This is a genomic window from Stenotrophomonas sp. 8(2023) (assembly GCF_030345295.1).
Lineage (GTDB): Bacteria > Pseudomonadota > Gammaproteobacteria > Xanthomonadales > Xanthomonadaceae > Stenotrophomonas > Stenotrophomonas muris.
This window is the reverse complement of the sequence record NZ_CP128404.1, coordinates 1,654,148-1,678,347: the sequence shown is the minus strand read 5'-3', so window position 1 is coordinate 1,678,347 and position 24,200 is coordinate 1,654,148. Positions and strand designations below refer to the sequence as shown.

Here is a 24,200-nt window from a genome sequence, read left to right as displayed (position 1 = left end):
CGTGACCGATATCGGCCGACGCCGGTTGTTGCAGGCCGGCGTTGCCGCCGGCCTTTCCCCGCTGCTGCCCAGCATCGCCCGGGCCGCCGCGATCGCCCCCGCCGCGCAAACCCGCAGCCTGGAAGACCTGCAGCACATCGTGGTGTTCATGCAGGAGAACCGTTCGTTCGACCACTACTTCGGCACGCTGCCGGGCGTGCGGGGTTTCGGCGATCGCTTCGTCGCTCCGGCGCAGGCACTGCAGGCCGGCGCCCGCGCGCGCAGCCTGTGGCTGCAGCCCGATGCCAGCGGCAAGCGCGCGATCGCGCCGTTCCCGCTGGATACCGCCGCGCACTTCGGCTACATGCGCGTGGAAGGCACGCCGCACACCTGGCCGGATGCACAGCGGGCCTGGGACCACGGACGCATGGGGCAATGGCCGAAAGCCAAGCAGAACCACTCGATGGGCTACTTCCAGCGCAGCGACCTGCCCTTCCAGTTCGCCCTGGCCGAGGCCTTCACCATCTGTGACGCCTACCACTGCGCGATGCAGGCCGGAACCAACCCGAACCGGGTGTTCCTGTGGACCGGCCACAACGATGCTGCCGCCCGCGCCGGCGGCCCGGTGATCGCCAACTCGCACGACAACTTCCCCGAGCACGGCGGGCATCCTGCGTCGTACCGCTGGGCCAGCTATGTCGAACGCCTGCAGAAGGCGGGGGTATCCTGGCAGATCTACCAGGACATGGCCGACAACTTCACCGACAACCCGCTGGCCGGCTTCGAGGCGTTCCGCCAGGCCTACCGCGCTGCGCCGGGGCATGACCCGCAGCTACGCGCACGCGGGGTCAGCACGCGTGGCCTGGCGCAGCTGCGCCAGGACGTCATCGACGGACGCCTGCCGCAGGTCAGCTTCATCATCGCCGACGCGGCCGGCAGCGAGCATCCCGGCCCCTCCAGCCCGGCCCAGGGCGCGGCCTATACCGCACGCGTGCTGGATGCACTGACCGCCGATCCGCAGGTGTGGAGCCGCACCGCCCTGCTGCTGATGTTCGACGAGAACGACGGTTTCTTCGACCACATGCCACCACCGGCACCGCCTTCGCCGGTGGACGGTGGCTGGGCGGGTGCGTCCTCGGTCAGCACTGAAGGCGAGTACCACCGCCATCCGGCACCGGGAGATGAGAAGTACGACTTCGCTGAACTGCGCGGCCGCCCGTATGGACTGGGCCCGCGCGTGCCGCTGTACGTGATCTCGCCCTGGAGCCGCGGTGGCTGGGTCGATTCGCAGGTGTACGACCACACCTCGGTCATTCGACTGATCGAACGCCGCTTTGGTGTGCCCGCGCCGGACATCTCGCCGTGGCGCCGCGCGGTCTGCGGCGACCTCAGCACTGCGTTCGACTTTGCCCAGCGCGATACCCGCCCGTTCGTCCGCGGCCTGCCCGACGTGAGCGCGGTGGCCGCACGCGCCGCTGCTTTGCCGGGGCGCACCGTGCCCGCGCTGCCAGAGGGGCTGAAGCCAGCGAAACAGGAAAGCGGTGTACGCCCGGCGCGCGCCCTTCCCTATCGACCGCAGGCATCGATTGCTGCGGTCGACGTCGCGGGCGTTGACCTGGCGTTGTCCTGCGAGGGCGCAGCGGCAGTGCTGCATGTCTACGATCGGCTGCGGCTGGAGGCGGTGCCGCGCCGTTACACGCTGCTGCCGGGCATGCCGCTGCGCGAGCGTTGGCCGCTGGACGCCCAGGGCCGCTATGACCTGTGGCTGCTCGGTCCGAACGGCTTCCACCGCCACTTCCAGGGTGCGGCCAAGGCTCCTGCCGTGCAGGCTTCAATTGATCGCGCGGATGGCCAGCTGCGGCTGCACCTGCGCAATCTGGGTGACAGTGCACAGCAGGTGCGCGTGCATGGCGGCGCCTATGCAGGACACATGCCCGAACAGACATTGGCGCTGCCCGCACATGCGCAGACTTCATTGGCGTGGGATGCAACGCCTACCGCCGGCTGGTATGACCTGCGCATCAGCGCGGGTGGGAGTGTGCTGCGTTTGGCCGGCCGCGCCGAGGATGGTCGCCCCGGCACCAGTGACCCGGCGATGGGCACCGAACCGCTGCGGTTCGAGCACGATTGAAGAATCCCTAAAGAGCCGAGCCCATGCTCGGCTGCTTTCGCCCCGGTCGCATTGCCCCGAAAGAAGCAGCCGAGCGTGGGCTCGGCTCTACAGCGCAGACCGCTAGATTCAGGCCTCCTGCAGCCCCGGCCGGCCGTGCTCCACCGCGTAGCGCTTCCAGCTCTGCACGGTACCGTTCGGTCGCATCACCGTATCCAGCGTCTTCATGTCGCCGATCCACGCATCGCGGGTGACATCGCACAGCACATAGCCACGCTTGTCGGTGGTCGCCTTCAGATTGGGGCTGTGCGCAAGCTGGTTGCGGGCGTAAGCGTCCACGCCCTGGCCATCGGCCCCCGAAGTGATCGAAGTGGCAAGGAACTCGCTGGAGACCACGCCCGAGTCACGGTGGTCCTGCACCAGGTCGCTGGCGTAATGCCGGTGCGCGTCGCCACAGGCGGTCACCACGTTGCCGAAGCCGACCTTCTGGATGTGGTCGAGCAGGCGCCGACGGCTGTCCAGGTAACCCGACCATTGGTCATCGGACGACTGCACCACGCCGTCCTTCTCGCGCATGTAGTTGCCCAGCGCTACCTGGTGGGCGATGGTGTGCCAACGCGGTGCGGCATCGGCCAGGCCATCGAACAGCCAGCGCTCCTGCTTCGCACCGACGATGCTGCGCTCCGGCGATTCCACGTCCTCACGCAGCGCCATGTTCACCTGCTTGCTGCGGTACTGACGTGTGTCGAGCAGGTGCAGGTCCATCAGCGTTCCGTAGCGTGCGCGCCGGTACAGCTGCATGTGGCCATCGCGCGGGAATGCCGAACGGCGCAGCGGCATGTTCTCGTAGTAGGCCTGGAACGCCTGTGCGCGCCGCAGCAGGAACACTTCGCTGGGCGTATCGTCCTGGTCTTCGGCGCCGGCCCAGTTGTTGTCCACTTCATGGTCATCGAAAGTGACGAACCACGGTGCCGACGCATGCGCGGCCTGCAGGTCGGCATCGCTCTTGTACTGGGCATAGCGGCGGCGGTAATCATCCAGCGTGTAGGTCTGCGGGCCGACGTGGTTGCGCAGGTTGGTGAACGGCTGGCCGTTCATCTTCCGCAGGCCAGGCTGGCTTTCACCTTCGTAGATGTAATCACCATAGTGGAAGACGAAATCCAGCGGTTCCTCGGCGATGCGCCGCCACGCGGTGTAGTGGCCTTCTTCGTAGTGCTGGCAGCCGGCCACCACAAAGCGCACGCGATCCACCGCTGCCGCGGCTGCCGGCAGCGTGCGGGTACAACCGACTGCACTGGCGTGGCCACCCACGGTAAAGCGGTACCAGTAGGGCCGTCCGGGCGCCAATCCTTCCAGTTCCACGTGCACCGCGTGGCCGAGTTCGGGATGCGCGAGCGCCGAACCCTGGCGTACCACCTTGCGCATGCCTTCGTCCGCTGCCAGAAGCCATTCGACCACCATCGGCCGGGTCGGCATGCCACCGCCGAACACCAGCGGCTCCGTCGCCAGCCGCGTCCACAGCACCATGCCGTCGGCCGTGGGATCACCCGAGGCCACGCCCAGGGTGAAGGGCGTGCTGGCAAAGCGCGGCTTGGCCAGCAGGTTGCGCGGGTTCAGCGTGGTGGCATCGGCCTGCGCGGCCAGCGCGCGTGCCGTGCCCATCCAGGCGCCGGCAGCGGACAGGCCGGCCAGGGCCAGGAATCGCCTGCGATTGATCGTCTCCACGGCTGTGCCCTCAGTTGTAGATGATGTGGAAGTAGAAGAAGCGGCCGTAGTCGTCGATCTCGGTACGGAAGCGCCCGTTCGGGCCGGTGCTGTAGGTCGGCTGGGTATTGAACAGGTTCTTGGCTTCGTACTTCAGCGTCACGTGCCTGCTGACCTTGTGGCTGAAGGCCATGTTGAAGGTCATGTACGGGTCGTAGTACGAATCCAGCCACTGGGTGTCGCCGAAGTCGACCAGCATCCGGCTGCGGTAGGTTCCGGACAGGCGCAGTTGCGAGTTCTTCCACGGCATGCGCCAGATCACCGAACCATTGAGCGACCAGTCCGGCTGGTACAGCAGCCGGTCCAGGCGTCGCTCGGTGCCATCGGTGATGCGGTAGTTGGTCCTGCCTTCCAGCCGCGTGGCGTTGAAGTACATGTCGAAGCGCTGGCGGCCCCATTGCAGGTTGCGGTTGGCCACCGCGAACTCGACGCCGCGCAGCCTGGACTCATCGGTGTTCATCGGTTGGGTCACCCGGTAACGGGTATCGCCCACGTTCTCGAAGGTGGTCAGGGTGTAGATGTCGTCCTTGATTACCTTGTCGAACAACGCCACCGAGACCAGGCCGTTGTTGCCGTTGAAGTACAGGTCCCATGCAAGGTCGATGTTGGTGGAACGGCGCGGCTGCAGGTTCGCATTGCCCTGCTTGATGGTGCAGAAGCCCCTGCCCTCCTCGTCATCGCCACAGCTGGTGCTGGTGGCCTGGGCAATGTTGCTCGGCGTCGGCCGGCCCAGCGTGCGGCTGGCGGAGAAGCGCAGGCGCTGGTCCTCGCTCAGCTTGAACGTCGCATTCAACGAGGGCAACAGGTTGTTGTAGCCACCGCTCGTGTTGCGGAAGGCGGAGGTATAGGTAGTGCCGCCATCATTACTGAACGGGCTGTAGGCATCGAAGCGGGTGTGGTCATAGCGCAGGCCACCGATCAGCAGCAGCCGGTCCCAGGCGTAGTGCGCGGACACATACGCATTGGTGATGTCCTCCACGTACCTGTAGTCACTGGTGAAGTTGGCATTCGGATACGCCGCATTGTTGTTGCCCAGTTTCGGTAGCAGTTCCTCGTTCCACTTGCGGTTGTCGATCAGCGGGAAGCCCGGCACGCTGCCCAGCAGCGTCGATCCCGGATACAGGTAATCGTTGAGCGTGGCGCTGCTCTTGAAGTAGTCGAAGTCGATGTCCTGCCAGATCTTCAGGTGGCGGTATTCGGCGCCGGTGGCCAGGCCGAAGCCACGCGCATCGGCGTCGATGTTGTAGCTGAAGTCGGCGCGCAGGTTGTCGATGCTCTCCTTGGCATCGCGCGGGGAGACATAGGCCTGCGCCGGATTGAGCTTGAACGCCGAGCTGGTCAACAGGCTGGAATCGGACACCGCTACCGCGTTGGGGAAACCGTGGCTGTCGTTCTCGTAGTCGACGAACAGGCTGCTTGGGTAGGCGCGCACACCCCAGTAGACCTGGTTGTTGTGGAAAGTCTCTTCGGTATGGCCGCCACGCAGGCTCAGCCGCGAACGGTCGCCGATGTCCCAGTTGAAGCTGGCGATGGCGCCACGGTTGCTGCGGTCCCAGCGGTCGTGGCGGTTCTTGATGTAGATGCTGTTGATCTGGGTGGTGCCGCTGTCCTCGGTCTGGTTGCGGATCGGAAACTTGGCGTTGCCGTACAGATCGGTCTTGTTCATCGTCGAGTTCTCGTAGAACCGGTACGAGTACAGCAGCAGCGATGCGTAGAACGGATCGTCCGACGGCTTCCATTCCAGCTTGGCCGAGCCGCCGAAGTTGGTGATGAAGTTGGTGTAGGTGCCGGTGCTGAAATTGCCGGGCGCACGCAGCCCGTTCCAACCCTTGGCCTCATCCGGCCCGGTGGTGCCGTCGGTGAGGTACTTGCCGGCGTCGTTGTAGTAGTAGTTCGACTCCACCCAGCGCTTGACGCTGTTGCGCGAACGCTGCTCATAGCGTGCCACCGCAACGATGCCGAACTCCTGCCCGGCGCCGAACTGGTTGGAGAACACCATCTTGGCGCTCTTGCCGAAGTGGCCCAGGGTTTCGTGGTTGCCGCCAGCGCTGCGCTCGACGTTGGTCTCGGCCGTGGAATAGATACCTGCCACGTCGGCAAACACGTACTTGCCGGACCGGTCGAAGGCACTGCGGCTGATGATGTCGATCACGCCGCCGATCGCATCCGGTGCCTGCTCCGCACTGAAGCTCTTGTAGATGTCGGTACGGGTGCCGATGTCGCTGGGAATCAGCTGCAGGTTGTTCATGCGTTCGCCGGAGCCACTGCCACCCACGCTGGCAATCGCGATGCCATCGATGGTGGTGTAGTTGAGATTGGCCTGTACGCCGCGCACCGTCACGTAACGTGGCTCGCCGGCATCCTCCACCGCACTCAGGCCTGGAGCGGCCATCAGGCTCTCGGCCAGGGTCTCGTCGCCGTAGCTGTCCATTTCGTCGTAGACCACCGAATCCTTGATCACCGGTGAGGTCTTCTTCTGGTCGATCACCTCGTGCGCGGCAATCACCTTCACCGTGTCCAGGGTCGGCGCCACCACCGCCTCGGCCTCGCGCGGCTTCGGTGCTCCGGGGTTCGGCGCGTTGCGTACCGGTGCCGGATCGATGGCGATGACATTGCCATCCACCACGGTGTAGCCCAGACCGGTACCGGCCAGCAGTGCATCCAGCGCCTGCCTGACGGTGGCACCGCGCGGCACCGCACCGGCCATGCGGGCATCGCCATCGGCCGAGTACAGGAACTGCACCCCGGAACTGCGTGACAACTGCTCCAGTGCACGCGCCAACGGCTGTGCCGCGATCGGCGTGGACACACGCGCCTCCAGGCCATCGGCGGCGGCGGCGAAGGCCAATGGCATGCTGCCGGGAGACAGGGCGAGGATGATCGACAGGTAGAGCGTGTTGCGCATCACGGGTCCTTGGAAGAGAGAAGGCAGCAGGCGCCGCTGCGCGGATCGGCAGCGGCTTCTCCCAAGTAAGAGCCCGCATCCACCAAAGTGGAGAACGCGGATTCGATGAATTTTTTCTGACAGTCCACGGCCACCTCGGCCTCAGCGGCTGCCAACCCGCACTGTGTCGCCCTCGCGGCTCACCACGAAGCGCGGGTCACGTTCGAGGAAGGCCTGCAGCGCACCGATGCGATGCGCATCGAGGCTGCCGGACAACCGTGCCGATGCCGCGCCCTCGTCCAGCACGCGCACCTGCACCTGGTTGTGCCGGTTGAAGGCAGCAGCCACTTCGTCCAAGCGTTCGTCAAGGAAGGACACTTTGCGCTGCTGCCAGTCCAGCAGCATCGACAGTGGCATGTCCAAGGACTCCACCGCATGGCTGCGCGCGTCGACCTGCACCACCCGGCCCTGCCCCAACTGGGCCAGGCGGCGGGCACCCGCGCCTTGGCTCCAGACCTCGACCTCGCCGGAAACCACACCGATGCGCGTGCTCTGCAGGCGTCGCGACACGTCGAAGACTGTGCCGATGTCCCGGATCTCCAAGCCGTTCACCTGCACCTCGAATGGGCGGCGGTCGCGTGCGATGTCGAACGTCGCCTCGCCCTGCAGCAGTTCCGCCTTGCGACTGAACCAGCCCATGCGTACCCGCAGGCGGCTGTCCGCGTTGAGCCGCACCTGTGTCCGGTCAGGCAGCACCAGGTCACGCAGTTCACCGTGGTCGGCGCTGTACAGCTGTTCGGTGGGCATCAGCTGCGGAACCAGGCCCACGCCGAGCAGGGCGATGCAGGCTGCGGCAGCCATCACCCACCCGCGCGTGCGGCGGCGCAGCGGCGCGGCGTGCGGCGCGGCGTGCGGCGCGGCGGGGGCACTATCGAACAGAGGCACCACTTTGGCGGCCGCCTGCCGTGGCGGCGCCGGCGCCTCTTCCGGCAACGGCGATTGCAGTGCCTCGCCGACCTGCCGGTGCAGCGCGAGGGCGTGCATATAGGCGCGCACGTGCTCGGGCGAGCGCTTCATCCAGTCCAGGAACGCAATCCGCTCGGCCTCGTCCAGCACTCCCTCGCGATTGCGCAGGAACCAGTCCATTGCCTCGCAGGCGACCGTGTCGTCGGCCATGGGCGATGCGTTCCGGTTCATGCGTGCTCCCTGGCGCCCAGCGCCTTCCTGCAGGCCTCCAGACCCTTGCCGATGTGCTTGCGCACCATGTGCACCGACACCTGCAACTGCTGGCTGACTGCCGGGCAGTCCAGCCCGTCGCGGTAATGCAGCTCCATCACCCGTCGCGTGGTCGCCGGCAGACGTGCGATGGTGCTGCGGATATCGTTCCAGCGCTGCGCGCGCTCGAACTCGCCCTCGATGTCTTCTTCGCTTTTCAGCACTTCGGCCAGCTGATCCACGTCTTCCAGCGGCGGCAGCGACAAACGCGCGCGCGCGTGCTCGCGTGCCAGGTTGGCCGCGACCGTGAACAGGTAGGCCTCCGGGTTCTCGATCGCTGCGGCATTCTCGCCGGTGGCCCGCAGCAGCCGCAGGTACACCTCCTGCGCCAGGTCCTCGGCGTCTTCGCTGGCAGAACCGCGACGCAGGAAGAAGCCACGCAGCAGCCGTCGGCGCAGCGCGTAGCTCTTCTCCCAGATCCTCACGCTGTTCACGGCCGGCCAACACCCCGAGGCTGGAAAGCCCCGCAGGGTGACGACCATCGATGACAGTGGCGTTGCAGCAGGCGGCCATGCCAGGCACTCTCCGCCCGGCACATTCGCCCATGATATGGCGCACCGTGCCAACCCTTGCTTGCCAGAGACCCAAGCCGGGCCCGCCTATCGAAGCCGCGGGGCCAGGCCTACGCTTGCCTCCCCGGTGGCCGCCACGGTCGCCCTTCGCGTCACGGCCCCGCCATTGCGACCCCGCTCCAGTGCTGTGCGCCCTGCCGGTGTTGTCGCCCAGGCAGAGTCGGCGCCCTCTGGAGACAGTCATGAACCAAGCCCTGACCCCCTTCGATACCGACCCGCTGGAAACGCGGGAGTGGCGTGAATCGCTGGAGGCGGTGATGCAGGCCGGTGGCCGGCCACGCGCGCATTACCTGATCGACCAGCTCAGCGAGCTGGATGCGCAGCGGCACGGCGATCTGCATGCGCGCGCGTGGACCGCCTACGTCAACACCATCCCGCCGGAGCGCCAGCCGGCCTACCCGGGCGACCTGGCCATCGAGCGCCGCCTGAACGCGATGATCCGCTGGAATGCGATGGTGATGGTGCTGCGCGCCGGCAAGCACTCCAACGTCGGCGGCCACATCGCCACCTACCAGTCGGCGGCGGTGCTGTACGACGTGGGCTTCGACCACTTCTTCCGTGGCCGTACCGACACCTTCGACGGCGACATGATCTACATCCAGGGCCATTCCGCGCCGGGCATCTATGGCCGTGCGTACGTGGAAGGGCGCATCGATCCGGCACGGATGGACAACTTCCGCCGCGAAGCCGGTCGTGACGGCCTGTCTTCGTATCCACACCCGCGCCTGATGCCGGAGTTCTGGCAGTTCCCCACCGTGTCGATGGGGTTGGGCCCGCTGACCGCCGCCTACCAGGCGCGCTACATGCGTTACCTCGAGTACCGCGGCCTGAAGCAGCATCAGGACCGCAAGGTCTGGGCCTTCCTCGGCGACGGCGAGATGGACCAGCCCGAATCGCTGGCGGCGATTTCGCTGGCCGGCCGCGAGCGGCTGGACAACATCGTGTTCGTGGTCAACTGCAACCTGCAGCGCCTAGACGGTCCGGTGCGCGGCAACGCCAAGGTCATCCAGGAACTGGAAGGCACGTTCCGCGCGGCCGGCTGGAACGTGATCAAGCTGATCTGGGGCAGTGGCTGGGACGACCTGCTGGCCCGCGACCACAGCGGCCTGCTGCGCCAGCGCATGATGGAATGCGTGGATGGCGACTACCAGACCTTCAAGTCGCAGAGCGGTGCTTACGTGCGCGAGCATTTCTTCGGCCGTTACCCCGAGCTGCTGGAGCTGGTCGCGCACATGAGCGATGACGACATCTGGGCGCTGGCACGTGGTGGCCACGATCCGCAGAAGGTGTACGCCGCCTACCAGCAGGCGGTGAACACCCGCGGCCGGCCGACGGTGATCCTGGCCAAGACGGTCAAGGGTTTCGGCATGGGCGAAGCCGGCGAAGGCCAGAACATCAACCACCAGCTGAAGAAGATGAGCGCCGATGCAGTACGCGCCTTCCGCGACCGCTTCAACCTGCCGGTCAGCGACGAGCAGCTGGAGGATATGCCCTATCTGCGCCCGGAACCGGGCAGCGCCGAGGCCGCCTACTTCGCCGAACGCCGCCGCATCCAGGGTGGGCAGCTGCCGGCGCGCCTGGCCAAGGTGGATCCGCTGCCGCTGCCGCCGCTGTCGATCTTCAACACCCAGCTGCAGGGCAGTGGCGATCGCGGCCAGTCCACCACCATGGGCTTCGTGCGCATCCTCACCAGCCTGCTGAAGGACCCGGATCTGGGCAAGCTGGTGATTCCGATCGTGCCCGATGAATCGCGCACCTTCGGCATGGAAGGCCTGTTCCGCCAGATCGGCATCCACTCCTACCTGGGCCAGCTGTACACCCCGCAGGATGCCGGCCAGCTGAGCTATTACAAGGAAGCCAAGGACGGTCAGATCCTGCAGGAAGGCATCAACGAATCCGGTGCGATCTGTTCATGGATCGCCGCCGGCACCGCCTACAGCAACCACGGCCTGGCCACGATTCCGTTCTACATCTTCTATTCGATGTTCGGCCTGCAGCGCGTCGGTGACCTGGCCTGGGCCGCTGCCGACGCGCGTACCCGCGGCTTCCTGCTCGGTGCCACGTCGGGCCGCACCACGCTGATGGGCGAAGGCCTGCAGCACGATGACGGCCACAGCCACGTGCTGTCGTCGGTGATTCCGAGCTGCGTGTCCTACGACCCGACCTACAACTACGAACTGGCGGTGATCATCCACGACGGCCTGCGCCGCATGTATGTCGACCAGGAAGACATCTACTACTACATCACCGTACTCAACGAGAACTACCCGCAGCCGGCACTGCCCGAAGGCACCGAAGCCGGCATCCTGAAGGGCCTGTACCTGCTGCATCCGGCAGCCGCCGACAACGCCTTGCAGCCACGCGTGCAGCTGATGGGCAGCGGCTCGATCCTGCGCGAAGTGGAAGCCGCGGCAGACCTGCTGCAGCAGGACTTCGGCATCGCCAGCGATGTGTGGAGCGCGACCAGCCTGACCGAACTGCGCCGCGACGGGCTGTCCGCCGAGCGCTGGAACCTGCTGCATCCGGCCGAAAAACCGCGCGTGCCCTACGTGCAGCAGTGCCTGCAGGGTCATGAAGGCCCGGTGGTGGTGGCCACCGACTACATGAAGATCGTCGGCGACCAGATCCGTCCCTTCATCAACGACCGCCGCTTCACCGCATTGGGGACCGATGGCTTCGGCCGTTCCGACACGCGTGAATCGCTGCGCACGTTCTTCGAAGTGGATCGCCACTTCATCGTACTGGCGGCCCTGAAGTCGCTGGCCGACGAAGGCCGCATCGAACGCTCGCGGATGCAGGACGCGATCGACAAGTACGGCATCGACACCGGCAAGCGCGATCCGGCCGCCGCCGTGTAACGCCGTTGCATTCACCACGCCTGCCCTGCGGGCGTGGTGAATGCAGCATCGCTACGGCATGCGCTTGAACAGGTTGGTCTGCAGGATCGGCGTACCGTCATGACCGTAGAACGCCTTGGTCTCGGTCATCGTCGCCTGGTCATCCGCCACGGTGTAGATGCGGGTGGAGGCCGGCGTGCCATGGTCCACCAGCTGCATCACCAGCGTGTTCGGTGCAGGCAGTTTCAGGTTGGCCTTGTCCGCGCCATAGGTGCCGGACAGGGCGCCGGGCGTGCCATCCAGGGCCAGCGTGCCGTCGGATTTCATGGTCTTGCCGTCGTGCAGGACGATGTCCACGTGCGAGCTCCAGCGGCCACCACCGGCGTCCTTGAACTCGAGCACCACGTGCTTCGGGCGCTGCGCTTCGGGTAGCGCAGACGTGGCGATATCCAGCGACCAGCGCCCCAGCAGGGGGGAAGGCGAAGTCTCCACAGCCAGCGCCGGAACGGCGGGGAGTGAAAGCGCAGACAACAACACAGCGGACAACAGCTTCATACGTTGCTCCGTTCCAGTGAAGAAGATTCTGCGTGACGCGTTGTGGGGCGCAGCGCCTCGGATCGTGCACAGCATCGGCGCCCGGCGCAAGGCGGGGCGCTGAACACGCGGCAACCTCATTCGCGCCCCCGCGATTTCGGTCTGGCGGCAAGGTCTCATCCGTCCTTGCCGATACAAAGAGTTACGTTATAACATTTCACTTCGCCTTCACGAGTCCTGCCATGCGTCGCCACCTGCTTGCTGCTGCCATTCTGTTCGCCGTCCACACCGCCCAGGCCGCGGACGAACCCACCCTCCCCACCCTCCAGGTCCAGGCCTCCCAGCCCTCGCGCATCGACAGCCGGGTCACCGTCGACAATCCGCAGGCGCAGAACCGCACCCTCGGCGGCCTGCTCGAACGCGTCTCCGGCGTGCAGAACAGTGCTTTCGGGCCGAACGCAGGCGCCCCGGTCATCCGCAGCCTCAGCGGCAACCGCGTGCAGATCCTGCAGGACGGCCAGTCCATCCTCGGCATGAACGCGATCAGCGGCGACATCAACATTCCGTTCGATCCACTGTTCGTGCGCAGCGTCACCGTCAACAAGTCCTCGGACACGGTGCGCTATGGCGGCAATGCGATCGGCGGCAGCGTCGAGATCGATTCGGGCCTGATCTCGCGCAGCATGGAAGACAAGGACCAGTCGATGGAACTGGTCCTGCGCAAGGGCTTCAATGCCGCCGATGCGCAGGGCTTCCGCATGAACTTCAACAACCAGCGCAACCTCTCGACCAACCTGCAGGTCTCGCGCCAGCGCATCTCGCACTACGACATCCCCGGCAACAGCAAGGCCCGTGTCTGCAACACCCGACTGTTCCCGCCGACCGGCGGCGTCAACTCGGCGCTGGCCGACAGCTGCCAGAAGGAAGCACGCGTACAGCAGATCTACAACAAGGCCTCGCAGCCTTACATCGACCAGTTCATGACCGAGAATCCTGACTGGGCCGATGGTGAATTCTCGTTCTACACCAACAACCCGACCTCGGTCTGGCAGCGCCGCACCTATATCAACCCGGTCAATCCTGCCTATGTCGCCGGCACGCCGTCATACGTGCAGAAGCAGATCAACAATGATGTGACGCCCGACTACCATCATCGGCTGGGCAACAGCCATGCGCGCAACTCGCAGGTGGCCTTCGGCTCGACCCTGTTCTTTGACCGCGGCTACGTCGGTGTCAGCATCGATGCCAAGGACAGCGAGTATGGCGTGCCGGGCTTCTCGATGCAGAACCTGTCGTTCGGTTCCAACCATGCCGATGGCCTGCCGGTGGGCGTGGTGATCAAGCAGCAGCGCTACGCGCTGGAAGCCCTGCTGCGTGATCCGCTGCCGTGGTTCGAGCGCGCGGAACTCCGCGTGTCCAGGCTGGACAACACTTCAGGCGAGCGGCTGGGTACCACCAGAGCAAACGACTACGATTTCGAGAGCACCCAGGCCGAGTTGCTGCTCAGCCATCAACGCGTCGGCCCGCTCAGCGGCCTGGTCGGTTTCAGCCACCAGTCGCGTGATGTCACCGGCAGCGGCTCGCAGCGCTACCTGCCGGACGTGGACACCCGCAGCAATGCGGTATTCCTGAAGGAAACGGTGGACGTCGGCTGGGTTACCTTCGATGCTGGCGTACGCCACGAACGGGTCGACCACGCACTACAGCCCAGCCGCTTCAAGACCGCGCGCAATGCCGCCAACACGAAACTGCAGGACCGCGACTACCGGCTCAACAGCTACAGCCTCGGCTCGTACGTCGAGCTCGGCCCCTTGTTCGCGGCCAAGGTCCGTTACTCATCCTCACAGCGCGCCCCGGAGATCAACGAGCTGTATGCCAGCAACGCGCACTATTCGGTGATGACACAGGAAGAAGGCAACCAGAACCTGGAACCGGAGCGCGCGAAGAACCTGGAACTGACCGGCCTGTTCCACCTCGGCGGTTTCGAGCTGTCCGCCACCGCGTACCGGATGCGGTACGAGAACTACCTCTATCTCGGCTATTCCGGCCTGCAGACCGCCAACCGCCTGCCGCTGAAGTACTGGAAGCAGACCGACACCACGGTGAAGGGCTTCGAGATCGACGCGTCGCAGGCATTGGACCTGGGCCGCTATGGCACGTTGAACGTCTCCGCCTTCGCCGACCTGGTGAAGAACAAGGCCGACCACCCGGATTCGCTGCGCGCCCACAACGACGGCGAGTATCTGCCGAACATGCCGACCAACCGCTACGGCGCCAACCTGCAGTGGCAGCGCGAAGGCTGGAAGGCACAACTGTCCAGCACCTACTACGACGCGCAGAAGTACCTGGGTCGCAATGTCAGTGAGGAAATTCCGCTCGACGCATTCAACCTGGTCGACCTGCAGGTCAGCCGCGAACTTCCAGTGCGCAACAGCTACATCGCAGGCGTGGAAGTGTTCGTCAATGGCAGCAACCTGCTCAATGAAGAAGCGCGGCCGCACAACTCGCCGCTGAAGTACATCGCGCCCCTGCCGGGGCGGGGCTTCCAGGTCGGCGTGACGATACGGCTCTGAAGGCCGGCCATAAAGAAAAACGCCTGCAGATCGAGGATCTGCAGGCGCTTCTTTGTATCTGGCGGAGTGAGAGGGATTCGAACCCTCGATAGAGCTTTTGACCCTATACTCCCTTAGCAGGGGAGCCCCTTCGGCCACTCGGGCATCACTCCGGGGTATTCTCCGCGTCTGGTGCGTTGCACCTCAGCGGGGCGTGAATCATAACGTTAATCGAGTGCGAAGGTAAAGCGTTATTCGGCAGAATTTTCGCTACCGGTGCCACCGGCTTCATCACCACGCTGGATGCGCTGGTAGATCTCTTCGCGATGCACAGCGACGTCCTTCGGCGCAGTGATGCCGATACGCACCTGGTTACCCTTGACGCCAAGCACGGTGACGCTCACCGAGTCACCGATCATCAGGGTTTCGCCGACGCGGCGAGTCAGGATCAACATTTTTGTAAGTCTCCATGGAACCGTGTGGAAGGGTATCCCCCACCGGCTTGACGCTCCGTCAAGAAGCGCTACCACGACAAAGGGAAAAGATTCGCAATGGTACCGTCAGCCGTCCCGCTCCTACAAGGAGGGGGACGGCAGGGTTCATCACAGGCGGGGGCTGACCCATTCGACGACTGCAGCCAGCGCAGTGGCAAGGGCGGGCCCGTCCTCGCCACCACCCTGGGCGAGGTCCGGGCGTCCGCCGCCCTTGCCCCCGATCTGACCGGCGATATGGGACAACAGTTCCCCGGCCTTGACTTTGCCCATTGCGCTGCCGTTCACACCCGCGACCAGGGCGGCCTTGCCGTCCTGGGCACCGGCCAGCACGATCACCGCGTCGCCCAGCTGCTGCTTCAGGCGGTCCATGGCGTCACGCAGGGCCTTGGCGTCGAAGCCCTCCAGGCGGGCAGCCAGCACCTTCACGCCGGCGACCTCGACGGCCTGGCCGGACAGGTCGGCCGTGGCACCCGCGGCGACCTTGGCCTTCACGGCCTCCAGTTCGCGTTCCAGCTGCTTCTGGCGCTGGCCGAGGGCACGGATCTTCTCGACCACGTCGGCAGCGCTGCCACCGAGCAGTTCAGCGGCCTCGGCCAGGCGGGCCTCTTCGGCGTCCACGTAGTCCAGGGCACCCTGGCCGGTAACCGCCTCGATGCGGCGCACCCCAGCGGAAACACCGCCCTCGGAGGTGATCTTGAACAGACCGATGTCGCCGGTACGGTTGACGTGGGTGCCACCGCACAGCTCGGTGGAGTAGTCACCCATCTTCAGCACGCGCACGTGCTCACCGTACTTCTCGCCGAACAGGGCCATCGCGCCGAAGTCCAGCGCTTCCTGCATGGCCATGGTGTGCACTTCAGCGGCGTTGTTGGCACGCACCTGCTGATTGACCTTGCGCTCGATCACCGCCAGCTCTTCCGCGCTGATCGGCTGGAAGTGCGAGAAGTCGAAACGCAGGCGGTCCGGCGCGACCAGCGAGCCCTTCTGCTGCACGTGGGTGCCCAGCACTTCGCGCAGCGCGGCGTGCAGCAGGTGGGTGGCCGAGTGGTTGAGGATGGTGGCGCCACGGCGCTCGCCATCGACCTGGCCGGACAGCACATCGCCGACCTTCAGGCCGCCTTCGGACAAGGTGCCGACGTGGCCATGGAACTGGCCGGCGAACTTCTGGGTGTCCTCCACCGCCAGGCGCACGCCGTTGCCGGCCAGCACGCCGGTGTCACCGACCTGGCCGCCGGATTCGGCATAGAACGGGGTCTGGTTGGTGATGACGATGACCGAATCACCGGCATCGGCCGACTGCACCGGACGACCGTCCTTGAGCAGGGCCAGCACGCTCAGGCCGTCGGCCTGCAGGCGGTCATAGCCCAGGAACAGGGTCGGGCTCAGCGTTGCCACCAGCTCGGCCGGCAGGGTCACGCCGCCGCCGAACTTGCCGGCCGCCCGTGCGGTTTCGCGCTGCTGTTCCATCGCGGCATCGAAGCCGGCGATGTCGACGGTCAGGTCGCGCTCGCGCGCGATGTCCTGGGTCAGGTCGAGCGGGAAGCCATAAGTGTCGTACAGGCGGAACGCGTCAACGCCCGGGATCACGCCATTGCTGGCCTTGCCGGCCACGTCCTCGAAGATCTTCATGCCGGCGTCGAGGGTTTCGGCGAAACGCTCTTCTTCGGCCTGCAGCGCACGGGTGACGGTGTCCACCGCCGCCGGCAGCTCTGGATAGGCCTCGCCCATCTGCTCGACCAGGGTCGGCACCAGCTTGCTGAAGAACGGCTGGCGCACGCCCAGCATCCAGCCGTGGCGCAGGGCGCGGCGGATGATACGGCGCAGCACGTAACCGCGGCCTTCGTTGGACGGCAGCACGCCATCGACGATCAGGAACGAACAGGCACGGATGTGGTCGGCAATCACGCGCAGCGACTTGTTCTCCAGGTCGGCGGTGCCGGTCAGCTCGGAAGCCTTGCGGATCAGCGCCTGGAACAGGTCGATCTCATAGTTGGTGTGCACGTGCTGCAGGATCGCCGCCAGGCGCTCCAGGCCCATGCCGGTATCCACGCACGGCGCTGGCAGCGGCACCAGGGTGCCGTCGGGCTGGCGGTCGAACTGCATGAACACCAGGTTCCAGATCTCGATGAAACGGTCGCCGTCTTCGTCCGGGGAACCCGGGGGACCACCGGCAATATGATCACCGTGGTCGTAGAAGATCTCGGTGCACGGGCCGCACGGGCCGGTGTCGGCCATCTGCCAGAAGTTGTCCGAAGCGAACGGCGCGCCCTTGTTGTCGCCGATGCGTACGATGTGCTCTTCCGGAACGCCGACCATGTCGCGCCACAGTTCGTAGGCTTCGTCGTCGGTCTGGTACACGGTGACCAGCAGGCGTTCGGCCGGCAGCTTCCAGACCTGGGTCAGCAGCTCCCAGGCCCAGGCGATCGCGTCCTTCTTGAAGTAGTCGCCGAACGACCAGTTGCCCAGCATTTCGAAGAAGGTGTGGTGGCGCGCGGTGTAGCCGACCTGGTCGAGGTCGTTGTGCTTGCCGCCCGCGCGCAGGCAGCGCTGCACGTCGGCCGCGCGCACGTAGCTGCGCTTTTCCGCGCCAAGGAACACGTCCTTGAACTGCACCATGCCGGAGTTGGTGAACAGCAGGGTCGGATCATTGCCCGGCACCAGCGGCGCCGACGGCACGATGGTGTGGCCTTTACCCTTGAAGAACTCAAGGAAGTCGCTGCGGATCTGGGATGTCGTGAATTTGGCGGATGCGTTCATTGGGGGCTGGCAGTCTGCGGGCCGGCGGACCCGGACCACCGGCCGCGTTGGCCAGGGTCGCGAGGGACCGCCGAAAACCTAAAGGGTATCAGGCCCGGCGCCGCCAGTCTCAGTCATCCGGGTCGTAGCGGGTCGCGCGGCGGATGCTGTCGCCGTCGAAGCCCCGCCGGGCCAGCAGATCGGCAGCCTTGCGCCGCTGCGTCAGGTCCTGCGGGCCGGCCTCGCCAAAGCGTCGGCGGACCAGATCACGGGCGTTTTCCTGCCAGTCGCCTTCGTAGCTGTCCATCGCTGCGGCAATCGCGGCACTGTCCAGGCCATGGGTCCCCAGCTCGGCGCGGACATGGATCGGCCCATAACCGGTGTTGGCGCGCATCCTCACCAGGTTCTCGGCAAAACGGGTGTCGTCCTGCCAGCCGGCCTCGGTCAACTTGGCGACAGCGGCCTGCGCGGCTTCGTCTTCGATGCCACGGGAGGTCAGCTTGCGGGTGAGTTCCTTGCGCGAGTGCTCGCGGCGGACCAGCAGGCCCAACGCCCGTTGCACGGGGGTCTGCTCACGCGGCCGGCGCTTGCGGCCGGTCGGAATGTCTTCGGCGTCGGACATGGGTACTCCAAGGGTGGCGCCATCCGTGGCGCCCAGCCCATCCCTGGGCGATTCGAACCTGCGGGACAGGGCGACGTCACTGACGGCGCCACCCTGCCCCACAGCAAGCCTTATTCGTCTTCGCCTTCGTCGTCGCCTTCCTCGCGGGCCGCTTCGGCCGGCTGGAATTTCTCGCGCAGCTCGGCCTCGAGCTTGGCGGCGACAGTCGGGTTGTCGCGCAGGTAGCCGCGGGCGTTGTCCTTGCCCTGGCCAATGCGTTCTTCACCGTAGCTGTACCAGGCGCCAGCCTTCTCCACCAGCTTGGCATCCACACCCATGTCGATCAGCTCGCCTTCACGGCTGATGCCTTCGCCATACAGGATTTCGGTGATGACCTGCTTGAACGGAGGTGCCAGCTTGTTCTTGACGACCTTGATCTTGGTCTGGTTACCGATGATCTCGTCACCCTTCTTGATCGCGCCGATACGGCGGATGTCCAGGCGGACCGAGGCGTAGAACTTGAGCGCGTTGCCACCGGTGGTGGTTTCCGGGCTCTGGCCCGGCATCATCACGCCGATCTTCATGCGCAGCTGGTTGATGAAGATCACCAGGGTGTTGGAGCGCTTGATGTTGCCGGTCAGCTTGCGCAGCGCCTGGCTCATCAGGCGGGCCTGCAGGCCTGGCAGCTGGTCGCCCATCTCGCCTTCGATTTCGGCCTTCGGGGTCAGCGCGGCAACCGAGTCGATCACCAGGATGTCCACCGAACCCGAACGGACCAGCATGTCGGCGATTTCCAGCGCCTGCTCACCGGTGTCCGGCTGCGACAGCAGCAGGTCGTCCACGTTCACGCCCAGCTTGGCGGCGTAGATCGGGTCCAGCGCGTGCTCGGCGTCGATGAAGGCCGCGGTGCCGCCCATCTTCTGGCATTCGGCGATGGCCTGCAGGGTCAAGGTGGTCTTGCCCGAGGATTCCGGCCCGTAGATCTCAACGACACGGCCCTTTGGCAGACCACCAATGCCCAGCGCGATGTCGAGCATCAGCGAACCGGTCGGGATGGCTTCGACGGGCTCGACCACGCGGTCGCCCATGCGCATCACCGAGCCCTTGCCGAACTGCTTTTCGATCTGGCCCAGAGCTGCAGCGAGGGCGCGCTTCTTGTTCTCGTCCATCGGATTGGTCCTTGCAGAGGTCGTGTCGTTGGAGGTGCTGTCTTTGGGGGTCTTCTTTGCCATGGGCTCACTTTAAGTCGGACGTATCGCACAGGCTGAGATTCTGCCCGGCGCTCTGAAAAGAATTATCGGACATCCGTACCAACCTCAGTGGAACCAGAGAATCACCACAAAAGACCGCGGGGTAATGCGCTACGGAACGGGTCAACGGTTGGGCCGCAACAGGCCGCAATAGAGGCCCTCGATCGCGAAGTCCTGATCCGGCAGCACCTCGATCGGCTTGTAGTCGGGATTGCGCGGCAGCAGGCGGATGCGATCCTTGGCGATCTTCAGCAGCTTGACCGTGATCTCGTCATCGATGCGGGCCACCACGATCTGCCCGGAATGGGCGTCGCGGGTGCGGTGCACGCCGATCAGGTCACCGTCGAAGATGCCCTCATCGATCATCGAGTCGCCCTGCACCTTCAGCAGGTAGTCCGGCGCCGGCGAGAAGAACACCCGGTCCAGCACCACGAAATCGTCCGAGCCGATGTCGGCGCCGATCGGCAGGCCGGCTGCAACCCGGCCCAGCACCGGCAGCCGCAGCACGCTGTCGGCCAGGCCCGGCTCGGCCAGCTTCTCGACCGGCGGTGCCTGCACCAGGCGGATGCCGCGGGCCTGACCCGGGATGCGACGGATCGCGCCGGCCTGCTCCAGGGCTTCCAGGTGGTACTGGGCCGCGCGCACGCCCTTGAAGCCGAATGCGCGTGCGATTTCAGTCTGCGACGGCGGTGCGCCTTCGCTCTCGATACGCTCGGCGATCAACTGCAGGATCGCCTGCTGGGTGTCGGTCAGGTCCATGGTTAGTAGTATTACTACTAATATGCGCGACTGCAAGTGCCGGGGCGATCGGGGTGGTGCGGGCTTGTTGGGCCGAGGCATGCTTGGCAGTCGCGCGAATGACGGGGCCGACCCAGGCAAGAGCAGCCGAGCATGGCTCGGCTCTACAGGAATCGCTGCGCGATTCTGCGGTTCCTGTGGAACCGCAACAGGCGCACTTCGTGCACCTGCCTACGTGTGCTTGCCGCTTCTCCATATCGAAACCAGGATCCATACGCCGCAGAAGCCGGCGCCGATGAATCCGCACACGCCCAGCGCCAGCAACCAGCGGCTGGAAACCCCGCCGACGCTGTGCATCACGATCGACGAGCCGATGATCAGCGCGGCCGTGATCACGCCCACCACCAGTCGGTTCGCGGCCCGGTTCACCTGCTCGCCAAAGCCCTGCAGCGCGGTGGTCTCCACCTTCAGCTGGAGGCGCCCACGGCGCGCTGCCTGGACCAGCTTGCGCAGGTCGCGCGGCAACTCGCCGGCGAAGTCGACCAGGCCCAACAGGCTGCGCCGGCCGCGCTTGAGCAGCGCCCTGGGCGCATAACGCTGCAGCACCACACGCTCCAGGAACGGGCGGGCGGCGCTGGCCATGTCGAAATCCGGATCCAGCTGCCGGCCCATGCCTTCCAGGGTCAGGAAGGCCTTGATCATCAGTGCCAGGTCGGCCGGCAGGGTCAGGCTGTAGCTGCGCAGCAGCTGGGTGATGTCGCCCAGCATCAGGCCGATGCGCAGATCCTTCAGCGGCACGCCACGGTACTGGTCGACGAACTGGCTGATGTCGTGCTGCAGCCGGTTCTCGTCCACTTCCACGCCGCCGGCCCAGTCCAGCAGCACGTCGGCCACGCCCTGCGGGTCCTGCTCGACCAGGCCGTGCAGCAGTTGCGCGACCTGGAAGCGGCGCACTTCGGACAGCGCACCGACCATGCCGAAATCGATCACGCCGATGCGGCCGTCACGCAGGTAGATGATGTTGCCGGGGTGTGGATCGGCGTGGAAGCTGCCGTCCTCCAGCACCATCTTCAGCACGATGCCGGCACCACGCCGCGCCAGCTCGCGCCGGTCCAGGCCCGCCGCATCGACGCCGGCCAGATCGCGGCCGGGAATGCCGTCGACGAAGTCCTGCACGTTCAGGCTCTCGCAGGTCCACTGCCAGTGCACCTTCGGAATCAGTATGTCGTCGCGGCCGCTGAAGTTGCGCGCGATGCGTTCGGCATTGCGGCATTCGGCGGCAAAATCCAGCTCACGGCGCAGCGATACGGTGAACTGCTGCACGACCTCGGCCGGGCGATAGCGACGCAGGTCCGGCAACCGGGCCTCGACGATCTCGGCCAGCCGCGCCAGCAGCCGCAGGTCGGCCTCGACCACGTCGCGGATGCCGGGACGCCGCACCTTCAGCACCACCTCACGACCATCATGCAGCCGCGCGCGATGGGCCTGCGCCAGCGAGGCGGCGGCCATCGGGGTTTCGTCAAGGAAGGCGAATACCTCCGCCGGCGACGCGCCCAGGTCGGCTTCGAGCTGCCCGCGGATCTCGGCGTACGGCAGGGCCGGCACCGCGTTCTGCAGTTCGGACAGCTCGGCAATCCACTCCGGCGGCAACAGGTCGACGCGCGTTGCCAGCACCTGGCCAAGCTTGACGAAGGTCGGGCCAAGATCCTGCATCGCACTGCGCACGCGCACCGGTGCGGTCATCCGCAGCAGCTCCTGCCGGTCCTCGTTCCAGTGCAACAGGCGCCCTGCCCGCTCCAGCGTGCTGGCCAGGCCGATGCGCCGAACCACGTCGCCGAAGCCGTAGCGGATCAGGACAACGGCGATTTCCTGCAGTCGGCCCAGGTCACGGACCGTGCCCAGCGTTTCCCACATCATGCGTGCTCCGGACGGTTACCGGAGCAGCATGTCACAGCTGGGCGTCGATACCGCGCAATGCCGCCGCCACGGTTTGCCGGCGGATGGCTTCGCGGTCGCCATCGAACTGGAACAGCTCGGCGCGGGCGTAGCCACCGCGGCGCTTCCAGCCGATCCAGACACTGCCGACTGGCTTGTCCGGACTGCCACCGCCGGGGCCGGCGATACCGGTCACCGCCACGGCGATGCCGGCACCGGAATTGACCAGCGCACCGGACACCATCTCCAGAACGGTTTCGCGACTGACCGCGCCGAACTGTTCCAGCGTCTGCGCACGCACGCCCAGCAGGCGCTGCTTGGCTTCATAGCTGTAGACCACCATGCCGCAGTCGAAGAACGCCGAAGAACCGGCGATGTCGGTCATGCACTTGGCGATCCAGCCGCCACTGCAGCTTTCGGCCGTGACCAGCTGCAGCGAGGCCTGTTGCAGGCGCTGCCCGAGCGCGGCGGACTGGGCATTGAGATCGGCGTCGGTGGGGATGGACATCGGCATGACGGTGGGGTGAAGAACCCCGTTGTACCGCAGATGACAGCCGGATGTCGCGCCCCTCCGGCACGATTGCGTTGCCGGCCAGCGGCCGGCACCACCAGCCATGGGCCGCTAGCTCACCACTCTGGCAGTTTCTCCGGCAGCAGCGCCCGGATCGGCGCGCCATCGGCACCGGCGGCCAGCTTCTCGGCTTCGGCAATCGGCAGGTCCACCTGCAGCAGCCAGCCCTCTTCATCGGCCTGTTCGCTGCGGATCACTTCCAGCTGGTGCAGGCGCGCACGCAGGCGGCCAGCATCCGGCGGCAGGCGCAATTCACCGGTCACGTGCTGCAGGCCAAGGCGCTTGCCCAGCACTGCCTGCAGCAGCTCAAGGCCCTGCCCGTCACGCGCGGAAATCCAGACACGTTCACGACGCGACTCGTCGGGCACGCCATCCTGGCCATCGTGGCGGACGTCGGCACCGTCGATGCGGTCGATCTTGTTGAACACCAGCAGCTGCGGCAGGTCACCGGCACCGACCGCGGTCAGCACCTCGTCCACCTGGGCGATGCGCTCCTCGCGGTGCGGATCGGCGGCGTCGACCACATGCAGCAGGAAATCGGCCTCGCGTGCCTCGGACAGCGTCGAGCGGAACGCGGCGACCAGATCATGCGGCAGGTCGCGGACGAAACCGACGGTGTCGGCCAGCACCACGCTGCCGCCCGGGACCGCGATGCGGCGCACGGTCGGGTCCAGCGTGGCGAACAGCTGGTCGGCGGCATAGGCCTCGGCGCCGGTCATGGCGTTGAACAGGGTCGATTTGCCGGCGTTGGTGTAGCCCACCAGGGCCACGCGCGGCAGCTCGCTGCGCACACGCGCCCGGCGCATCTGGGTGCGCTGCACTTCAACCTTCTCCAGGCGCTTCTGCAGCTGCTCGACCCGCTTCTGCAACAGGCGGCGGTCGGTTTCCAGCTGGGTTTCACCCGGGCCACGCAGGCCGATCGAACCGCCGCGCTGGCGCTCCAGGTGGGTCCAGCCGCGAACCAATCGCGTAGCCAAGTGACGCAGCTGCGCCAGCTCGACCTGCAGCTTGCCCTCGTGGCTGTGTGCACGCTGGGCAAAGATGTCCAGGATCAGACCGGTGCGGTCGATCACCCGGCGCTCGAGGAAGCGTTCCAGGTTGCGCTCCTGACCCGGGCTCAGCGCATGGTTGACCAGGATCAGGTCGGCGCCACTGGCATCGGCCGCGGCCTTGATCTCGTCCAGCTTGCCGCTGCCGATCAGGGTTGACGGATTCGGACGGTCCAGGCGCGCGGTGATCGTCGCGGCGATGCTGGCCCCAGCCGAGCGGGCCAGATCACCGAACTCTTCCAGCACATCGTCTTCCAGCTTGCCGAAATGGGGCTGGATCAACAGGGCGTGTTCGCCCTTTTTCGAGCGGTCAAACATT

Annotated in this window: 16 protein-coding genes and 1 tRNA gene; 3 read left to right on the top strand and 14 right to left on the bottom strand. The window is 66.0% G+C overall.

What is annotated here, in order from left to right; genetic code table 11:
* Nucleotide 1: 1 nt before the first annotated feature.
* Complete coding sequence (locus QP609_RS07830; RefSeq protein WP_197621510.1) at nt 2–2,110, top strand: phospholipase C, phosphocholine-specific; 2,109 nt, start codon at nt 2–4, stop codon at nt 2,108–2,110.
* A gap of 108 nt (nt 2,111–2,218) precedes the next feature.
* Here the strand turns inward: QP609_RS07830 and QP609_RS07825 are convergent, their stop codons facing one another.
* From QP609_RS07825 to QP609_RS07810, 4 genes are all read right to left on the bottom strand, one after another.
* Entirely contained in the window at nt 2,219–3,814 is a 1,596-nt protein-coding gene (locus tag QP609_RS07825; protein ID WP_197621511.1) for an alkaline phosphatase D family protein, read from the bottom strand.
* Between the two features lie 10 nt (nt 3,815–3,824).
* On the bottom strand, nt 3,825–6,758 hold the full coding sequence (locus QP609_RS07820; protein WP_180834887.1) for a TonB-dependent receptor: 2,934 nt from the start codon (nt 6,756–6,758) through the stop codon (nt 3,825–3,827).
* A 141-nt stretch (nt 6,759–6,899) separates the two neighbouring features.
* Nucleotides 6,900–7,934, bottom strand: a complete 1,035-nt coding sequence (locus tag QP609_RS07815) for a FecR domain-containing protein (protein ID WP_197621512.1) — start codon at nt 7,932–7,934, stop codon at nt 6,900–6,902.
* Complete coding sequence (locus tag QP609_RS07810) at nt 7,931–8,446, bottom strand: sigma-70 family RNA polymerase sigma factor (RefSeq protein ID WP_041863300.1); 516 nt, start codon at nt 8,444–8,446, stop codon at nt 7,931–7,933. Before QP609_RS07810 ends, QP609_RS07815 begins: the two co-directional genes overlap by 4 nt.
* 320 nt (nt 8,447–8,766) lie before the next feature.
* On the opposite strand from QP609_RS07810, the gene aceE reads away from it, so the two are divergent.
* Nucleotides 8,767–11,442, top strand: coding sequence for a pyruvate dehydrogenase (acetyl-transferring), homodimeric type (aceE, locus tag QP609_RS07805; RefSeq protein ID WP_289213923.1), 2,676 nt, complete (start codon nt 8,767–8,769; stop codon nt 11,440–11,442).
* A 51-nt stretch (nt 11,443–11,493) separates the two neighbouring features.
* Here the strand turns inward: aceE and QP609_RS07800 are convergent, their stop codons facing one another.
* A complete protein-coding gene (locus QP609_RS07800) occupies nt 11,494–11,976 on the bottom strand; it encodes a hypothetical protein (RefSeq protein WP_014646723.1) in 483 nt (160 codons plus the stop codon).
* Nucleotides 11,977–12,197: 221 nt separating this feature from the next.
* Here QP609_RS07800 and QP609_RS07795 point away from each other — a divergent pair, with 221 nt between their 5' ends.
* On the top strand, nt 12,198–14,528 hold the full coding sequence (locus QP609_RS07795) for a TonB-dependent receptor (protein WP_197621513.1): 2,331 nt from the start codon (nt 12,198–12,200) through the stop codon (nt 14,526–14,528).
* A 59-nt stretch (nt 14,529–14,587) separates the two neighbouring features.
* Here the strand turns inward: QP609_RS07795 and QP609_RS07790 are convergent.
* From QP609_RS07790 to hflX, 9 genes are all read right to left on the bottom strand, one after another.
* A tRNA-Ser gene (locus QP609_RS07790) sits at nt 14,588–14,680 on the bottom strand.
* A 78-nt stretch (nt 14,681–14,758) separates the two neighbouring features.
* Entirely contained in the window at nt 14,759–14,962 is a 204-nt protein-coding gene (csrA, locus tag QP609_RS07785) for a carbon storage regulator CsrA (protein WP_004152909.1), read from the bottom strand.
* 147 nt (nt 14,963–15,109) lie between these two features.
* The gene (gene alaS / locus QP609_RS07780) at nt 15,110–17,758 is read right to left on the bottom strand and encodes an alanine--tRNA ligase (RefSeq protein ID WP_289213922.1); all 2,649 of its coding nucleotides are present in this window, start codon (nt 17,756–17,758) and stop codon (nt 15,110–15,112) included.
* Nucleotides 17,759–17,867: 109 nt separating this feature from the next.
* Nucleotides 17,868–18,359, bottom strand: coding sequence for a recombination regulator RecX (recX, locus tag QP609_RS07775; protein WP_046429917.1), 492 nt, complete (start codon nt 18,357–18,359; stop codon nt 17,868–17,870).
* Nucleotides 18,360–18,469: 110 nt separating this feature from the next.
* Nucleotides 18,470–19,507, bottom strand: a complete 1,038-nt coding sequence (gene recA, locus QP609_RS07770; protein ID WP_005412937.1) for a recombinase RecA — start codon at nt 19,505–19,507, stop codon at nt 18,470–18,472.
* Nucleotides 19,508–19,711: 204 nt separating this feature from the next.
* Nucleotides 19,712–20,347: a transcriptional repressor LexA gene (lexA, locus tag QP609_RS07765; protein ID WP_032962190.1), complete on the bottom strand. Its 636-nt coding sequence runs from the start codon at nt 20,345–20,347 to the stop codon at nt 19,712–19,714.
* A 210-nt stretch (nt 20,348–20,557) separates the two neighbouring features.
* Nucleotides 20,558–22,240 carry a 2-polyprenylphenol 6-hydroxylase gene (gene ubiB, locus QP609_RS07760; protein WP_032962195.1) on the bottom strand — a complete coding sequence of 561 codons (1,683 nt, stop codon included), beginning with the start codon at nt 22,238–22,240 and terminating at the stop codon, nt 20,558–20,560.
* A gap of 34 nt (nt 22,241–22,274) precedes the next feature.
* Nucleotides 22,275–22,769: a nicotinamide-nucleotide amidohydrolase family protein gene (locus QP609_RS07755; RefSeq protein ID WP_005409020.1), complete on the bottom strand. Its 495-nt coding sequence runs from the start codon at nt 22,767–22,769 to the stop codon at nt 22,275–22,277.
* A gap of 119 nt (nt 22,770–22,888) precedes the next feature.
* Nucleotides 22,889–24,199 (bottom strand): ribosome rescue GTPase HflX, encoded by a 1,311-nt coding sequence (hflX, locus tag QP609_RS07750; RefSeq protein WP_032962191.1) that lies wholly within the window; start codon nt 24,197–24,199, stop codon nt 22,889–22,891.
* Between the last annotated feature and the right edge of the window lies 1 nt (nt 24,200).

Excerpts from the sequence above, each read along its gene's own strand:
- QP609_RS07820 (WP_180834887.1), bottom strand. The coding sequence starts at position 6,758 with ATGCGCAACACGCTCTACCTGTCGATCATCCTCGCCCTGTCTCCCGGC.
- QP609_RS07815 (WP_197621512.1), bottom strand. The coding sequence starts at position 7,934 with ATGAACCGGAACGCATCGCCCATGGCCGACGACACGGTCGCCTGCGAG.
- aceE (WP_289213923.1), top strand. The coding sequence starts at position 8,767 with ATGAACCAAGCCCTGACCCCCTTCGATACCGACCCGCTGGAAACGCGG.
- QP609_RS07800 (WP_014646723.1), bottom strand. The coding sequence starts at position 11,976 with ATGAAGCTGTTGTCCGCTGTGTTGTTGTCTGCGCTTTCACTCCCCGCC.
- QP609_RS07795 (WP_197621513.1), top strand. The coding sequence starts at position 12,198 with ATGCGTCGCCACCTGCTTGCTGCTGCCATTCTGTTCGCCGTCCACACC.
- csrA (WP_004152909.1), bottom strand. The coding sequence starts at position 14,962 with ATGTTGATCCTGACTCGCCGCGTCGGCGAAACCCTGATGATCGGTGAC.
- alaS (WP_289213922.1), bottom strand. The coding sequence starts at position 17,758 with ATGAACGCATCCGCCAAATTCACGACATCCCAGATCCGCAGCGACTTC.
- recX (WP_046429917.1), bottom strand. The coding sequence starts at position 18,359 with ATGTCCGACGCCGAAGACATTCCGACCGGCCGCAAGCGCCGGCCGCGT.
- recA (WP_005412937.1), bottom strand. The coding sequence starts at position 19,507 with ATGGACGAGAACAAGAAGCGCGCCCTCGCTGCAGCTCTGGGCCAGATC.
- lexA (WP_032962190.1), bottom strand. The coding sequence starts at position 20,347 with ATGGACCTGACCGACACCCAGCAGGCGATCCTGCAGTTGATCGCCGAG.
- ubiB (WP_032962195.1), bottom strand. The coding sequence starts at position 22,240 with ATGTGGGAAACGCTGGGCACGGTCCGTGACCTGGGCCGACTGCAGGAA.
- QP609_RS07755 (WP_005409020.1), bottom strand. The coding sequence starts at position 22,769 with ATGTCCATCCCCACCGACGCCGATCTCAATGCCCAGTCCGCCGCGCTC.
- hflX (WP_032962191.1), bottom strand. The coding sequence starts at position 24,199 with ATGTTTGACCGCTCGAAAAAGGGCGAACACGCCCTGTTGATCCAGCCC.